Origin of the sequence: Shewanella frigidimarina NCIMB 400 (assembly GCF_000014705.1) — a bacterium.
Classification (GTDB): Bacteria; Pseudomonadota; Gammaproteobacteria; order Enterobacterales; family Shewanellaceae; genus Shewanella; species Shewanella frigidimarina.
Genome location: NC_008345.1, coordinates 298,112 through 313,260 on the forward strand (window position 1 = coordinate 298,112; position 15,149 = coordinate 313,260).

Here is a 15,149-nt window from a genome sequence, read left to right on the forward strand (position 1 = left end):
ATAAACGCTAAAAACAATAATGTTGAATGTGCTCAACACACAAGAATGATCAGTTAAACTTGTCTGCTAGGCTTGGTTCTTTTGGAATAGCGCCATGCATGTTAGCCATCGGATGTTGAGTGTCGCCTGCGCTGGACTCTTGTTGATCATCTTTGACGACGAGAAACATATTACAGATGGGACAGCGCCCCTCTTTATCGCTGATCACTTCAGGATGCATCGGGCAGGTATAGGTTTTAGTGGCTTGCGACTGATGCTGGGCATGATCGTGCTCTGCACCATAAGCAACAGTTGATGTGAGAGCTGCGGGGATGATGACCCCAACGAATGCACTTAATAGCACATTAAAAAATGGGAATTTTTTCATAATAACCTCGATATTCATCATGACAATACTGACAACCGGCATGATGATAAACGCTAAAAAACAATAATATTGAATGTGCTCAACGCACAAGAATGATCAATTGAATTAAGCGATAGGAGGGCGGAACGCGGGAGGGAAAGCGATTGACACATGGTTAACAACCATCGTAAGCGGTGCAGAGTAAACGGGTGTAATGGTCATCGCCAATGGAATATCAATTAGGTTGGCGGTAAACGAAATAGTTAAACAGTGGTTACAATCCAAGCTGCAAAATCCGGACCCATTACAACAGCTGTTTTGCGGTAACTTTGTGGCAATAGGTTCACCCACATCATTGACGGCATTTTGCATATCATCGTGGCAGTTCTTCATTGCCTTGTGTGACATGGCTGATGTGGTGTTGGTTATTTTGTCGGTTTGAGAGGACAGTGCTTGAGTCATTTCTGCATGTGCCATTGGCACCATCAAACTGTCATTAGTCAGCAACCCCTGTCCGACAAGTGCGAACAAAGTGATTACGATGATCCAATAGTTTGACTGCTTTGCTCTCATTTAGCCTTAACCAAGTCGTTTATTAGGGGTTAGCTTAACAGACCTTTACTTCAGTAAACATCTTTCAAGTAATAACAGATTATATTCATTAATCAGAAAATAATAATAACGTTTTTATGATCATTTTCGTGTGATACACATTCCATTTCATTAATTTAGGGGCGACTTACGTTTAAATCGCCATTATTTGCGCTTTAGTTTGGGCCGATACCTGTTGCGCTTAAGCATATCAATCACCCAAATTAATCCACTAAAAGTTAACCATAAAGTGATAAATGCAAAGATCATGATAGGGATGTTATTAAAACTGCCTTCACTGGTGTAATCCATAAAGTGCAGCATAAAAAATATATCGGCTAAACGTGTATGCTCATCACTGTGGCCGACAAGTCGACCCGACTGCGCTTCAATATAAACGCTGGTGCCAATGTTATCAGCAAAGTTTATCTGCCAAGTGTCATTGTGCTGTTTAGGAAAGTCGTCTAACGGCGGAGTGAGTAAGAGAGTTGAACTTATTGTAGCCTCTCCAGAATAAGATGCTTTGGCCAACTGTTGTGCCATTGTGATATCAATTATTACTTGGTTACCGTCATAAGCATCAACCAAGCTGTAGTCATTGTTAAGATGATTGTATAAACCCTTTTCATGGATTAATAAGTAGTAAGGTTTATCTAATAAAGTAATGATATTAAGCGATACGCTAGGCTTAAAGGCGGCCAAAATAGTACCAGGTTCAAGTAAACGATGAGTCTCTATTGCCACTTCAGCGTGAGTATCGTTAAGGTGAGTAAGCCCTTGAGCCTTATCGTGATCCATAAGATTAAAATACAGCCCGCTAATTAACCATAGGAGTAACTGAATCCCTACAATGACTGATGCCCATTTATGCAGCTTTCTGACCCAAAACATTAGGCAACCCCACTGTGTTTACGCTTGCTCAACATAGACTTACGTTTGTTTTTAGTACGACGTAATACCCTGAAATACACTAATATTAACCCGCTAACGGTGGCTAAAGTTGAGAACAACGCTATCCAGAATAATAATTGGTTATCGATTTCTTCAGCATCGCCATAATCCATCACATGAAAGCGAAACATCCAGTCGAATAAACGCCAAAATGCATGGCGCTTACCTACTACTAATCCGCTGTCAGCCGAGATGTAAAGTGAGGGGGCGGAAAAATGGTCGAAATTAATTCGCCAAGCCGGTAAGTGACGAGCACTGAGTTCAAAAGGTGGATTGTCGTTCAGTAAACTCACCTTGGTAATGGATTCATTACCAAGGTAATAATATTGGGCTAATGCTATGGCTGCCGTTTGGTTAAGTGGCGATAAACGTTCACCTGTTTGCGCATTTAGCATTACTTGCTGAGTCGTGATTATGGTCGTATTTATGGCCGGAATAGAGAAGCGGTATACGTCTTGTTGCATCAGTTTACCGACGCTTATTTGCTCTGCTTCAGGATAAGTTTGTAACAGTTTTGCTAATGAATACTGCAGTTTATCGGGGTTGATTTTTGTTTGAGGGTTACTGATTAGCGAATCACCATGAATATAGTCAATATGCATAAACACCATATATGTTCCTGTCACTGACCAAATCACAAACTGTAGCCCGAGAAACAGCATCAGCCATTTATGGAGTGTTCTTGCTGCTTTGTGCATTCAAATTAACCTTATTATTTTTATTATTGGTTTGGTTAAAAAGCGTTTTACGCTAGTAAATCAGGCTGTAAATGACCATCGGAATAGCATTATCTGTTAAGTGACTCATAGTTTGCAGCAATTTATGTTAATCGTGAAGCTAAAGAAGTGCTGTCAACAGATCACAATAGCCGTACTTGCATTACCAGCATGCAATTAATGGTTAACAATGAGCAGCATGTAATGGAATAGCATCACACTCATCATTAGTTGTCATTGCTAACGGTGAATAAACGAGCGGGCAACAAGTGATTGTTAAGCTAGCATTGGACATGGAATAAAATCTGAATTTATAAGTTTTATCTCATACCCTTTACCAAATATGATGCATTTATCTAAATTTCTGTGGTTAATGTTTTGCATTAAGTATTATTACCCACTAGCCAAGGACGAAGGCAAAACTCAAACTTATAACTCAAGTTCGGTGACTACTAAGCTAATCTTGTGGTTCAACGTTATCCTCATTAACCACTTCGGTAGTTTGATTCGGTAATCGGTGTTTGTTTTGGTACGGCACGAGTAAAAGTCGAGATCTAGCTCGCATTTTAGACATATTTTAGATAAGCAATTCTCAAAATAGCGACTAAAATCAATTTTATAATTTCGAATAATCCTAAACTAGACTTATAAATATTAGAAATTCCTTTTTTGCTATTACGGAGATTGAACAATGAACTGGCGTGCACTATTTAAACCAAGCGCGAAGTACTCGATTATTGCCCTCATTGTGGTTGGTGTAATTGTGGGTGTCGTGGGTTATTTCGCAACACAACAAACTTTACATGCAACAAGTAGCGATGCTTTTTGTATGACATGTCACCGTGACCATTCGTTAAGAGATGAGGTTATGGCGTCAGCTCATGGTGGTGGTAGAGCAGGTGTCACCGTGCAATGTCAAGATTGTCACTTACCACATGGCCCATTTGATTATTTAGTTAAAAAAATCATTGTTTCTAAAGACATTATTGGCTTGATGACCATTGATGGCTTTATGACGCAAGAATGGTTAGATGAAAACCGTAAAGAACAAGCGGACCTAGCCTTAAAATACTTCCGCAGTAATGATTCTGCTAACTGTCAGCATTGCCACACTCGTATTTATGAAGATCAGCCTGATACGATGAAGAAAATGGCCGTAAGAATGCACAGTATGAACTTTAAAAAAGCACCAGAAGACAGAAAGACCTGTGTCGATTGTCATAAAGGTGTCGCGCATCCTTACCCTAAAAAGTAATGTGCCGATGTTGTTAACTAAAAAAACCTCGTTAAATAACGAGGTTTTTTTATGCCAATGCCTCAGATAATCGCCATTTTTAATATTTGTTGATGCCGTTAACAAGCTGGCTAGAATGCCGTGAATGATATTGCTCAAATAGTGCAAATACTCCCCACAGCAAAATCGCCCGATAATGTACTGCAGGCTTTTTGTTACGAATATTTTTTAAGCGTGTGAGTAGTACAAGTAGCATGTGCATTGCCGCGGTGATACTGGCGAACACATTTAAAAATAGTGAGACATCTGGGCTGAAAATAAAAAAGCCGTAAGCCACCAAACACCACATCGACAAAGTGGCCGTTTTACCAATCAGTACAATATCGTGTATAGACATCGGCATTAACTTAATCGGCCAATAACAGGTTATCGTTCGGCTGGTATTGGTACAGTCGATAACATACTTGACCTGCCTTTTTTTCTTTCAAGGCAACCCAGGTTGCTGGCACATTGACTGAGGTTAATTCTGATTCGGTTTCGAGATAAATTTGTGCATTGGGGTTTAACCATTGATGTTGCATTAATAACTCAATGGTTTTGTTTACTAAATCTTTACGAAACGGTGGATCGATAAACACAATATCAAACCCACCAGGTGTACCTTTAGCAAGCACTTGCAAGCAGTCGGCATTAATAACCTCTGCATTTTGACATTGCAGGGTGGCAAGATTTTGTTTTAGTTGATTAGCAGCATTTTTTTGCAGTTCAATTATGGTTGCAAAGCTAGCATAACGGGATAAAGCCTCAAGGCATAATGCACCGCTGCCGGCAAAGCAATCGAGCACTTTGGCACCACGGATATCATTAGCAAGCCAATTGAATAAGGTCTCGCGAACGCGATCTGTTGTCGGGCGTAGACCTTCAAGATCATGGATCGGTAGCTTACGAGATCGCCATTGACCTGAAATAATCCGCACCTGACCGCTGCTGGTATTTTTTTTAGCCATCTCATCCTCGTGATTTGCCTGAACAAAGAAAAAAGAAAGTGGTAGACTATGCCACAATCTGAACCGTCGTTATTTTATATCAAACTTGTGATTAAATGTGAGTATTCATCATTTTACTGGTGAGAGATGCAACAAACGGCTTCAACTGAATTTTTAAGCATATAAATACTGGTAGCAAACATGGCAAAGAAAGGTTTTTTTTCCTGGTTTCGTAAAGATAAGCCCGTCCCTGAAGTTGAAGAACAGCAGCAACTCGATGTTGATGCGGAGAATGAAGTTGTAACAGAGACTGCAGAGCAACCTCAACAAGCTGAGCAACTAGAGCAAACTGAAGCAACAGCGCGCCTAGACGTTGAACGTCTTGAGCAAGAACGTCTTGAAACTGAGCTTGCAGAACAAGCCCGTATCGACGCTGAGCGTATTGCTGCAGATAAGTTGGCCGCTGATGTTTTAACCTCAGAAAAGCTCGCCGCAGAAAAGCTAGCTACTGAGCAGGCAGAGCAACAAAAGCAAGCACTAGAGACTGAACGTTTAGAAGCTGAACGTGTTGAACAACTTCGTCTTGAACAGCTTGATCTAGAAAATAAGCGTCTTGAGCAAGAGCGTGTCGACAATGAACGAGCAGAACTCGCCCGTATCGATGCTGAGCGTATTGCTGCAGAAAAGCTAGCCACTGAGCAGGCTGAGCAACAAAAGCAAGCACAAGAGACTCAGCGTTTAGAAACTGAACGCTTAGAAGCCGAACGTGTTGAACAACTGCGTCTCGAGCAGCTTAATTTAGAAAAGAAGCGTCTTGAGCAAGAGCGTGTCGACAATGAACGAGTAGAACAAGCCCGTGTCGATGCTGAGCGTACTGCAGCAGAAACGTTAGCAACTGAAGCCTTAGCTGCAGAACTAGCCGCACAGCAATTAGCAGAACAACAATTAGCAGAACAACAGGCAGCCGAGCAACAAGCACCGATAGAGTCTATTGAGTTAGCACAACAAGATGAACCGCAAGCTAAACCACAAAAAGAGGGTATGTTTGCCCGCTTAAAACGTGGCTTAATGCGCACCAGTGAGAATATTGGTTCTGGCTTCATTGGCTTATTCCGCGGTAAAAAAATTAATGAAGAGTTATTTGAAGAACTCGAAGAGCAATTGTTAATCGCTGATGTGGGTGTTGAAACCACCAATAAATTAATTAAAAGCCTGACCGAGCATGCATCTCGTAAGCAGCTTAAAGATGCTGAAGCACTTTATGATTTAATGCGTGAAGAAATGCAAAAAATGCTCGATCCGGTAGCTATTCCTTTAGTTCCCGATAACGCCAATGGCCCATTTGTCATTCTTATGATTGGTGTCAATGGTGTAGGTAAAACCACCACGATTGGTAAACTGGCTAAACAGTACCAAAGCCAAGGTAAATCTGTCATGTTAGCTGCCGGCGATACCTTCCGCGCAGCGGCAGTTGAGCAGTTACAAGTGTGGGGACAACGCAATAACATTCCGGTAGTGGCCCAGCATACTGGCGCAGACAGTGCTTCAGTTATATTCGATGCCTTACAAGCCGCTAAAGCGCGTAAAGTAGACGTATTAATTGCAGATACAGCGGGACGTTTGCAAAACAAAAGTCACTTAATGGAAGAGTTGAAAAAAGTCGTGCGAGTGATGAAAAAACTCGATCCAGATTCGCCTCATGAAGTCATGCTAACGCTAGATGCTAGCACTGGTCAGAATGCTATTAGCCAAGCACAGTTGTTTAAAGAAGCGGTTGGCGTGACGGGGATTACCATCAGTAAATTAGATGGTACCGCCAAAGGCGGGGTGATTTTTGCGATTGCCGATAAGTTTTCTATTCCTATTCGTCATATTGGTGTCGGTGAGCAAATTGATGATTTGCGTACTTTTAACTCCAATGATTTTATTGAAGCATTATTTAGCCAGGATAAAACGGACCAATAATTTATGATCCAATTTGAGCAGGTCAGTAAAATCTATGCTGGAGGCCAAAAGGCCCTTATGGATGTCAATTTTCACCTCCGACAAGGTGAAATGGCTTTTTTAACCGGCCATTCTGGTGCGGGTAAAAGTACCTTGCTCAAACTCATTACGGTTATTGAACGTGCTACGGCAGGTAAGGTATCTATTAATGGGCATAACATTGCCAATGTAGGGCCAAAACATGTGCCCTATTTACGTCGTAATATTGGTGTGATCTTCCAAAATCATCACTTGTTGATGGATAAAACCGTATTTGACAATATTGCCTTGCCGTTAGTGATCGAAGGTTTCACCCATGGCGAAATTCGTAAGCGTGTTGCTGGCGCACTCGACATGGTGGGTTTATATGGCAAAGAACGGCATTTGCCGATAATGCTGTCGGGTGGTGAACAACAACGAGTCGGCATTGCCCGCGCTATTGTTAACAAGCCACCACTGTTGTTGGCCGATGAACCTACGGGTAACTTAGACCCTAAATTATCGATGGATATTTTACGCTTATTCGAAGCCTTTAATGACTCGGGTACTAGCGTGCTAATTGCCACCCATGATTTAGGCCTTATTGCGCGCATGAAATATCGCACTTTTACTCTGCGTGAAGGACGTATGCTCGGTGGAGAAAGTTCTACTGCTGGTGGGGAGACAATACGATGAGTAAAAAAGTGAATATTACTCAGAGTAAATTACCTTTAAGCGGTCGCATTGTGATGTTTTTTATTCGCCATGTGCAACAAGGCATGTCGAGTATGGGCGAACTATGGCGCAGCCCTGTTTCATCCATTATGACCATGGCTGTATTAGGTGTGAGTTTAAGTTTACCGGCGGCATTGCAGGTACTGGTAAAAAATGCTGAAAACATCACCCAATCTTGGAACAGTGCCGCTGAAATTTCGTTATTTATTAACAAAGGCCGCAGTGAACAATCTATTCAAAGTTTGTTGTCGCGTATTAAAGCTTTCCGTGAAGTTGAATCGGTCACTTATATTAGTCGTGATCAAGCATTAGAAGAGTTTCAACGCTTATCTGGTTTTGGTGAGGCATTATCATATTTAGATGAAAACCCATTACCTGCAGTGGTTACGGTAACGCCTTCACTTAAATATTCTAGTCCCACTGGGGCGCGTGAGTTACTGGTAAAATTAGAACGTGAATCCGAAGTTAACTTTGGTCGTTTAGATATCGAATGGTTAGAACGGCTGCAAGCTTTGCTTAAATTACTTGAAAAAACCGTGTTGGCAATTGCTGCCTTGCTGGTTCTTGCGGTCGTATTAGTAATAGGCAATACGATTCGGCTTGCGATTATGAATCGTCGAACCGAAATTGAAGTGATGAAGCTAGTGGGTGCGACTGAAGCCTTTATTCAACGTCCGTTTTTATACACTGGAATTTGGTATGGGGTCATCGGTGGCATTTTGGCTTGGCTCATTATTAATGTGTTAGTGTGGTATCTCGATGGCGCCTTAGCTGAGTTGCTGGGGTTATACGGCAGTGAATTAACCATTCAGTCATTATCATTTTCAGAATTGATTAAACTGGTTTTATTGGCATCATTTTTAGGCTGGTTGGGCTCATATTTATCTGTACGACAACACTTACGTAGCATTGAACCGTCATAATAGCAGGCGTATAATTAAGGTTGAGCCACAATAATGAACGTTTGTTCACTTGCATTGTGATGATCTTGCGGTAAAAATGTTCATCTAGTAGAACCTTATTTGACATATGATGTCATATAGTTGATAGTTTATCGGCTAAATCGAGTGAGCTCTGTTGTGTAGTGAACCAAGAGAGCTTGTTCATCGTACTGAAGTTAGCTGAAATATATTTTTGAATGTAGTAGGAGAGCGAATGACTTATCAAACGCAATCAATGGCGCTGGCGGTTCCACACAATGCTAGTAGCCTAGAAGCGTACATCCAGTCTGTGACCAGCATCAATATGTTGGACGCAGATACAGAGTACGACATCGCCAAGCGTTTACAAGAAAATGGCGACCTACAAGCGGCAAAACAATTAATTATGTCGCATCTTCGTTTTGTTGTGCATGTTGCAAAAGGTTATTCAGGATACGGCTTACCACAGGCAGATCTTATTCAAGAAGGTAACATTGGTTTGATGAAAGCGGTTAAACGCTTCGACCCAGATGTTGGTGTTCGCCTTGTGTCTTTTGCGGTGCATTGGATTAAAGCTGAAATTCATGAATACGTGTTGAAAAACTGGCGTATCGTGAAAGTAGCGACCACTAAAGCACAGCGTAAATTATTCTTTAATATTCGTAAGTCTAAAAAGCGTTTAGGTTGGTTTAGTGACGCTGAAGTGACAATGGTTGCAGAGAATTTAGGTGTATCGAAAGCAGACGTGACCGAAATGGAATCACGAATGGCAGCTCAAGATCCGGCCTTCGACTTAACCAATGACAGCGATGACGACCATCATGATTTTGCCCCTGCATTATATTTAGAAGATCATTCTTCAGATGTGGCAGATCAGGTTGAACACGCCAATTGGGAAGCAGACTCTCAAACACGCTTATTATCGGCAATTAAAACCTTAGACGAACGTAGTCAGCATATATTACGTGCGCGTTGGTTAGATGATACTAAAGTGACTTTGCAAGAACTTGCATCGACTTATGAAGTCTCTGCTGAGCGAATCAGACAGCTAGAAAAGAATGCTATGAACAAGCTTAAATCTTGTATGGAGTAACACTCCAGCGCATTCGATTCTGATAGATTAAAACCTGCTACGGCAGGTTTTTTTATGGCCTAAATTTGATGATTTGGCAGCGAAGCTTTATCAGCATTAATTGATTTTGAACTTAGCGCAATCGAATGTAGACCCATTCACTTTAGAGCTAGCCAATTTCGTGTAGGCCAATTTCGAATAAGCGAATTTAGCATAATCAAATGAACCGAAGTAATTCATAGGTTAATCGTTATTGAGCACAGTCATTATGAGGCTGTTTTTGCGGCGTCTATCTGGGTTTGAATTGCGTTGATGATGCTTTTTCTTGGCACTTTTAAGCCACTGGAGACGATGTCTTTTGGCCAACCAAAAAATTGTCTTGGTCGCTTGAAACGCGCCAAAGTTGATTCAACTAACTGACTCAGCTGCAAGTTGATGTTATCGATATTAACACCATTTAAATCAGCTGCTTTGGCATTAACGGTTTCGAGTCCAATTGCATTAGTATTATTATCTGCGACACAATAATCAATAATGGCAGCAGGTAAGTGACCGAAAATTATATCGTCTATGGCAAATACAATTGCTTGTGCGACATTAGGATGGGTTAATAACACCGCTTCAAGTTGTTCTGGATGAATGTTCTCACCGCCACAAATAAACATGTTATCCATACGGCCTAAAATACTCAGTTGCCCCTCTAGATCTAGTTGTCCTTTGTCGTGGGTACAAAACCAGCCTTGCTCATCTAATGGTAAGCTTAACCCCTGGTCGGTTAAATAGCCTAAAAATAAACACTCGCCTTTTACCCAAATCAACCCGTCTTTCAACCTCAGTTGTCTTGAAGGCAAAGGACAACCATGATGGCCTAATAAATTGGCTTTAGCGGTGGTAATTTGCGAGCTCATCTCTGTCATACCATAGCTGGTGTAAGCGTTAATATGTAGATGTTGTAGTGCATCAATAAGTGCGGGCTCTATAACGCCACCACCCAACAGTAATGCACTTATATTGGTAAACGCAGCGGGATGTTGCCGGAGTATCTGTATCGCTTGGGTTGGCACTAATGACACATGGGTGATATGGCTACTTGTAAGTTGTTCGGCCAGTGTTAATGCGGGATCTCGCAATACAATGCAGGCTCCAGCCAAAGTGCAACGATGAATAATGGCCAAGCCACCAATATGAAACAGTGGTAACGATAATAGCCAAGCATCAGAAGGCGCTAAAGCAATAAACGTTGCAGCCCCTTTTGCGCTGCTCAGATGGTTCGTTAAGCAATGTACCGCAGCTTTGGGCGTACCACTTGAACCAGATGTGAGAATAATATTGGAAGCTTGATGCGGTGATATCTCAACAGCTTGGTTGATTAGTTGATCTACTTTTTGAGGCAATTCAATATCGAGCCAGTTGGCAATCTCAATCGCGGTTTTTCTGCTAACGTTATCGGTCCATAACCATTGAAGATCAAAGCGTTTGATAAGCTGATTAATTTGCACATCAGCCAATCGAGGTGACAAAGGTAAAAATATCCATCCTGCATCAATGCATGCCCAATATAGACAAATCATTTCAATATTATTGTGTGACAAACAAGCCACAATATCGCCATGCTTAACACCTTGTGATTGTAATTGTTGCGCTACACAGTGAACTAAACCACTTAACTGAGCATAACTGACGCGAGTAGTGGTGCATGTATTGTTGCAAGTCTTATTACCAGTAGTGATGCTTGGATCGATGGCTTCATGGCGACCTTCAATAGCAATAGCATCTGGATGATTTAATGCTGCTTGATGTAAAGGTGACATCATTATATACCGGCCTCGTCTGAGTCTTGTGGCTGGCCGATATGAGTCAGTAATTTCAATACTTGATGATTTAGCCGCGGAGAAAACCCAGAGGTTGCTAACAACACGGGTTTGCTAAAGGCGCTTAATGTATCAAGGCCTGGTGGTTCATCTGGTGTTAGTGCCTGGCTCACTATGCGTAAGTCGCTGATACCGAGGTCAGATTCTAAGCTTGAACTTAAAATACAACGCACACCAGCTAGATGAGCTTGGCTAATCATGTTTTGCAATTTTTCCAGCGAACCCAATAACATGGGTTTGATAATTAATGCGCCTAAACCGGGTTGCTGTAATGCTAAATCGAGATCAAATTGAGATGAATTCAATGACTCATCTAAGGCATATTTTATTCCCAATTGCCGGTATATTTGGGCATTGTCACTGGGGTTAATACATGGCTCTTCAATGTATTCAATTTTGTGTTTTGGTAAACACGCTAAAAAGTCGATAGCCTGTTCAAGGCTAAAACCACGATTAGCATCCAAGCGTAATGTTACATGCGGTGCTATTGCTAACACTTGATAAATAAATTGGATGTCGCTTTCCATACTGGTTTGAGCGACTTTAATTTTTACGCTGTTGATGCTGGTCAGTGTCTGTAACTTTTGAGTAATAACATGTGCTGACATTCCATCGTAAAGTAATGGCACCACAGCTAACTGAGTCTGTGGGTTTTCGATGCGAACAGGTAATTTATCGGTTAGTTTTGCATGCAATAAGCTTAATGAAAATGCCAATGATGGCAGCGATATCTGCTCGGCAATATTGGTTAAAATCACTAAGGGTTGATCGATAAAATTCGGTAATACTTGCAGCAGTTGTGATGTCACCTCATCAAGCGACTCTTGGCTAAACCCTGTTATCGGTTGGCTATCAATATCGATGCCTGATAATGGGGCAATTTCAACCCAAGCCACTTGTTGATTATTGAGTTGGGTAGCAAGCACTAGCCCTTTACGAATATCGATTCGTTGTATACCTACTGGTAAACTAGGATTCAGTTCAATTTGATATTGATACAGAGTACAGCTGGTTATCGTTGAGTTATCTGATGACATTGTTACTCCTTTGGATCCGTTAGCGGATCTAGGCACAATAACCCCAGTAAGGTGTCGGTAAACAATTGAGGATGCAGGCTGTGAATATTATGTCCCGCGGCATGCAAAGGATGTAACTGCAAAGTGCCTAAACCAGACTCTGCCAGTGTCGCCCGCCAATCTATAGCCACCTGAGCAAATTTTTTGTCATCAACTCCATACATAAAATGACATGGACACTTTAGCGGCTCAAGTACGGTGCGGCAGTCTTGCTGCAAACTAAGAGACGTTGTTATGTAACAATTGGCTAGGCGTTGTGGATCATTGCTACGGCGTATGGCAATGAGTTGCTGTTTTTGAGCTTCGCTCAAGTCGTTAAAAACTGCTTGTTGATACCAAAGAGCGAGAAAGTCTGCGATGGGTAAATGCTGTAGTTTTTTCGCCCAGATATTATCGCTTTTGGCTCGCGCGGCTTGTTGCTGAGCATCTTGCAAGCCAGGGTGAGCGGATTCGAGGGTTAAGCTTAAGAGTGAATCAGCATAACCATCTGCAATATGCAGCGCTATTCGCCCGCCTAATGAGTAACCCAGTAAATGAAACTGCATATAACCCATGTTATGCATTTTACTAACAATAAGCTCTGCCGCTTGGTGTAATCCTGGTGAATCTAAGGTGTCTTCGTTAGCGCCATGCCCCGGTAAATCAATGCAAATACAATGGAAATATTGACTTAATCGTGGCATTAAAATAGACCAGTCGTCTTTGCTGCCCAAAAAACCATGTAGCATTAATAATGCAGGTAATTGTGGCTGGCCAAAACGACGGATCATTATCATTAGTGTTGTTTCACCCATTGACTGATTTGTGTTATTTGATCGCTGGCTTGAGTCGGGCTGACATTAACTTCAATCACTGAGGCACAATTAAACTCAAAGGCTTCTTGATAGGCCTGATTAAACGACTCAATATCATCTGCTTGGCGATAGGCCAAACCAAACATGGCGGCGCCATAGCCAAACTCTAAACCGTGGCTTAATCGATAAAAGTCATTGCGTAGGCTTTCATTGGGTACAGGCAACAAATTAAAAATGTTACCGCCGTCATTGTTAATAATAACTAGCACAAATGGTTGAGTCATTTGTTTTAGCAGTGCCAGAGAATTGAAATCATGCAAACAGGATAGGTCGCCCATCACTAGGGTTGTAGGTGCATTTTTATCTGCGGCTACGCCACAAGCGGTTGCAATTAATCCATCGATGCCCGATGCCCCTCGGTTGGTATAAATTGCCGGTGTGTTGGTCGCAATTGGCGCATACATATCGTAGAGCCTAATAGGTAAACTATTACCGATAAACAGTATATGTTGATCTGATTGAGCCAATGCTATGGCGCGCACAACTTGGGCTTCACCAAAGGTTGTATTGTCGATTTGCTGCTTAAACAGCGACTCTAATGACTCATTTAACGGTAATAACTGTAATGCCCAGTTGGCTTGTGATGATCGCGGCCAAGGTAATTGGCATACCGCTTGAACACTTGCTTGATAAAACTCTTTAGACTGATGGGTTGGGTCTAAACGATCCCCGTGTTTAACGACATGCCAGTAGCTATGCCAGGATTGTTGGGCAATATATTGAAGTAATCGTTTGGAAATGAAACGACCACCAAAGACTAATATCCGCTCAGCTTGTTCGAGTTGTTTGTTCGCTTTCGGGTTTAATAATAACTGGTCAACGTGGCCGATTACACCTGGATGCTGACGCAACTGTGATTGTGCATCAACCAATACTGGCCAGCCAAGTTTTTGCGCTAACGCGACGATTTGCTGTGGATTATCTTCAGGAGCTAAGGTGCCAACCACTATCACACCTTTACCATGAACAAAGCGCATTAAGGTGTCTGTAGTCGGTAACTCAGCACTCGTTAGGCTAGCATAGCGTGTCAGTGGTTTAGTGTTTTCAAACCATTGGTTTAATGGCGCAAGATAGGTTGATGTTGTCACACTGGCCGTTTTCTTTACATGGGCTAATGTCACCAATTCTGTAGGGTATAGCGGCTCACGGTACATGCAGTTTATGTGTACCGGCTGATGTTGATTAGCTAAAGCATGATCGATAGTACTCAATAATGCATTAGCCGGATAACCAAGATCAGGCGTTGGTAAATTAACTTGCTTAGCATATTGAGCAAAAATAGCGGGCTGAATAATCGCTTGATTCGCGCCACAATCAATCAGCTCTGGTGGTCTGTCACCAGATAGAATAATCAGTGGCACATGGGTTAGCCACGCCTCAACAATGGCCGGATAAAGATTGGCCACGGCGGTGCCTGAAGTGGTAATGATGGCGACTGGCGCATTGCTGGCTTTTGCCAGTCCAAGGGCCATAAACCCTAAACCACGCTCGTCAAAATGAATATGACGAGTGAGCTGGGTTTGACTAGCAGCGGCCAATGTTAGCGGAGTTGAGCGAGAACCTGGTGCCATACACACATGCTTAACCCCTAAGCGTGCAAGCTCTTCCAAGATCAATTGACCCCATAACAAATTCATATCGGCGCTGGTCTGTTGTTGCATATTGGCTCATATTACAAATAAATAAACGAATATTAGTGTAACGCCAAGTTAGCGTTATATCTAAGATTTAGCGCAGATTTTTATCCGAAACCTGCGAAATAAGCTGTTAAGGTTACAATCAAATATCAGCCTTATTCTCTCTTGTTTTATATATGTTGTGCTAATGTTATTAAT

15 protein-coding genes are annotated in these 15,149 nt (G+C 41.9%); 5 read left to right on the plus strand and 10 right to left on the minus strand.

Annotated features, from left to right (window positions below):
* Positions 1–49 precede the first annotated feature (49 nt).
* The 4 genes from SFRI_RS01410 to SFRI_RS01425 all read right to left on the minus strand — a co-directional run bounded on the left by SFRI_RS01410 (position 50) and on the right by SFRI_RS01425 (position 2,586).
* Positions 50–367, minus strand: coding sequence for a heavy metal-binding domain-containing protein (locus SFRI_RS01410; RefSeq protein WP_011635758.1), 318 nt, complete (start codon positions 365–367; stop codon positions 50–52).
* A 105-nt stretch (positions 368–472) separates the two neighbouring features.
* Positions 473–919, minus strand: coding sequence for a CopL family metal-binding regulatory protein (locus tag SFRI_RS01415; protein WP_011635759.1), 447 nt, complete (start codon positions 917–919; stop codon positions 473–475).
* 183 nt (positions 920–1,102) lie between these two features.
* On the minus strand, positions 1,103–1,828 hold the full coding sequence (locus tag SFRI_RS01420) for a PepSY domain-containing protein (protein ID WP_011635760.1): 726 nt from the start codon (positions 1,826–1,828) through the stop codon (positions 1,103–1,105).
* Entirely contained in the window at positions 1,828–2,586 is a 759-nt protein-coding gene (locus SFRI_RS01425) for a PepSY domain-containing protein (RefSeq protein WP_011635761.1), read from the minus strand. The genes SFRI_RS01420 and SFRI_RS01425 overlap by 1 nt, the downstream gene beginning before the upstream one ends.
* Positions 2,587–3,295: 709 nt before the next feature.
* Between SFRI_RS01425 and SFRI_RS01430 the strand changes: the two genes are divergently transcribed.
* Positions 3,296–3,859 carry a NapC/NirT family cytochrome c gene (locus tag SFRI_RS01430; protein WP_011635762.1) on the plus strand — a complete coding sequence of 188 codons (564 nt, stop codon included), beginning with the start codon at positions 3,296–3,298 and terminating at the stop codon, positions 3,857–3,859.
* A 79-nt stretch (positions 3,860–3,938) separates the two neighbouring features.
* Here the strand turns inward: SFRI_RS01430 and SFRI_RS01435 are convergent, their stop codons facing one another.
* Both SFRI_RS01435 and rsmD read right to left on the minus strand, forming a co-directional pair.
* Positions 3,939–4,235: a DUF1145 domain-containing protein gene (locus tag SFRI_RS01435; protein ID WP_041412727.1), complete on the minus strand. Its 297-nt coding sequence runs from the start codon at positions 4,233–4,235 to the stop codon at positions 3,939–3,941.
* A gap of 10 nt (positions 4,236–4,245) precedes the next feature.
* Complete coding sequence (gene rsmD / locus SFRI_RS01440) at positions 4,246–4,845, minus strand: 16S rRNA (guanine(966)-N(2))-methyltransferase RsmD (protein WP_011635764.1); 600 nt, start codon at positions 4,843–4,845, stop codon at positions 4,246–4,248.
* 180 nt (positions 4,846–5,025) lie between these two features.
* Between rsmD and ftsY the strand changes: the two genes are divergently transcribed.
* From ftsY to rpoH, 4 genes are all read left to right on the plus strand, one after another.
* Positions 5,026–6,789 carry a signal recognition particle-docking protein FtsY gene (ftsY, locus tag SFRI_RS01445; protein ID WP_011635765.1) on the plus strand — a complete coding sequence of 588 codons (1,764 nt, stop codon included), beginning with the start codon at positions 5,026–5,028 and terminating at the stop codon, positions 6,787–6,789.
* A gap of 3 nt (positions 6,790–6,792) precedes the next feature.
* A complete protein-coding gene (ftsE, locus tag SFRI_RS01450) occupies positions 6,793–7,482 on the plus strand; it encodes a cell division ATP-binding protein FtsE (protein WP_011635766.1) in 690 nt (229 codons plus the stop codon).
* Positions 7,479–8,444 carry a permease-like cell division protein FtsX gene (gene ftsX / locus SFRI_RS01455; RefSeq protein ID WP_011635767.1) on the plus strand — a complete coding sequence of 322 codons (966 nt, stop codon included), beginning with the start codon at positions 7,479–7,481 and terminating at the stop codon, positions 8,442–8,444. Before ftsE ends, ftsX begins: the two co-directional genes overlap by 4 nt.
* A 232-nt stretch (positions 8,445–8,676) precedes the next feature.
* Complete coding sequence (rpoH, locus tag SFRI_RS01460; RefSeq protein ID WP_011635768.1) at positions 8,677–9,534, plus strand: RNA polymerase sigma factor RpoH; 858 nt, start codon at positions 8,677–8,679, stop codon at positions 9,532–9,534.
* A gap of 245 nt (positions 9,535–9,779) precedes the next feature.
* Here rpoH and menE read toward each other — a convergent pair whose 3' ends face one another.
* Genes menE through menD form a run of 4 tightly spaced genes read right to left on the minus strand, consistent with a single transcriptional unit; the run spans position 9,780 to position 14,975 of the window.
* Positions 9,780–11,327, minus strand: coding sequence for an o-succinylbenzoate--CoA ligase (menE, locus tag SFRI_RS01465; RefSeq protein WP_011635769.1), 1,548 nt, complete (start codon positions 11,325–11,327; stop codon positions 9,780–9,782).
* Positions 11,327–12,421, minus strand: coding sequence for an o-succinylbenzoate synthase (menC, locus tag SFRI_RS01470; RefSeq protein WP_011635770.1), 1,095 nt, complete (start codon positions 12,419–12,421; stop codon positions 11,327–11,329). Before menC ends, menE begins: the two co-directional genes overlap by 1 nt.
* 2 nt (positions 12,422–12,423) lie before the next feature.
* Entirely contained in the window at positions 12,424–13,236 is an 813-nt protein-coding gene (menH, locus tag SFRI_RS01475) for a 2-succinyl-6-hydroxy-2,4-cyclohexadiene-1-carboxylate synthase (protein ID WP_011635771.1), read from the minus strand.
* The gene (gene menD, locus SFRI_RS01480; RefSeq protein WP_011635772.1) at positions 13,236–14,975 is read right to left on the minus strand and encodes a 2-succinyl-5-enolpyruvyl-6-hydroxy-3-cyclohexene-1-carboxylic-acid synthase; all 1,740 of its coding nucleotides are present in this window, start codon (positions 14,973–14,975) and stop codon (positions 13,236–13,238) included. The genes menH and menD overlap by 1 nt, the downstream gene beginning before the upstream one ends.
* Positions 14,976–15,149 lie beyond the last annotated feature (174 nt).

Bases quoted from the DNA above. Each gene is read 5' to 3' on its own strand.
- SFRI_RS01410 (WP_011635758.1), bottom strand. From the start codon at position 367: ATGAAAAAATTCCCATTTTTTAATGTGCTATTAAGTGCATTCGTTGGG.
- SFRI_RS01415 (WP_011635759.1), bottom strand. From the start codon at position 919: ATGAGAGCAAAGCAGTCAAACTATTGGATCATCGTAATCACTTTGTTC.
- SFRI_RS01420 (WP_011635760.1), bottom strand. From the start codon at position 1,828: ATGTTTTGGGTCAGAAAGCTGCATAAATGGGCATCAGTCATTGTAGGG.
- SFRI_RS01425 (WP_011635761.1), bottom strand. From the start codon at position 2,586: ATGCACAAAGCAGCAAGAACACTCCATAAATGGCTGATGCTGTTTCTC.
- SFRI_RS01430 (WP_011635762.1), top strand. From the start codon at position 3,296: ATGAACTGGCGTGCACTATTTAAACCAAGCGCGAAGTACTCGATTATT.
- SFRI_RS01435 (WP_041412727.1), bottom strand. From the start codon at position 4,235: ATGTCTATACACGATATTGTACTGATTGGTAAAACGGCCACTTTGTCG.
- rsmD (WP_011635764.1), bottom strand. From the start codon at position 4,845: ATGGCTAAAAAAAATACCAGCAGCGGTCAGGTGCGGATTATTTCAGGT.
- ftsY (WP_011635765.1), top strand. From the start codon at position 5,026: ATGGCAAAGAAAGGTTTTTTTTCCTGGTTTCGTAAAGATAAGCCCGTC.
- ftsE (WP_011635766.1), top strand. From the start codon at position 6,793: ATGATCCAATTTGAGCAGGTCAGTAAAATCTATGCTGGAGGCCAAAAG.
- ftsX (WP_011635767.1), top strand. From the start codon at position 7,479: ATGAGTAAAAAAGTGAATATTACTCAGAGTAAATTACCTTTAAGCGGT.
- rpoH (WP_011635768.1), top strand. From the start codon at position 8,677: ATGACTTATCAAACGCAATCAATGGCGCTGGCGGTTCCACACAATGCT.
- menE (WP_011635769.1), bottom strand. From the start codon at position 11,327: ATGATGTCACCTTTACATCAAGCAGCATTAAATCATCCAGATGCTATT.
- menC (WP_011635770.1), bottom strand. From the start codon at position 12,421: ATGTCATCAGATAACTCAACGATAACCAGCTGTACTCTGTATCAATAT.
- menH (WP_011635771.1), bottom strand. From the start codon at position 13,236: ATGATAATGATCCGTCGTTTTGGCCAGCCACAATTACCTGCATTATTA.
- menD (WP_011635772.1), bottom strand. From the start codon at position 14,975: ATGCAACAACAGACCAGCGCCGATATGAATTTGTTATGGGGTCAATTG.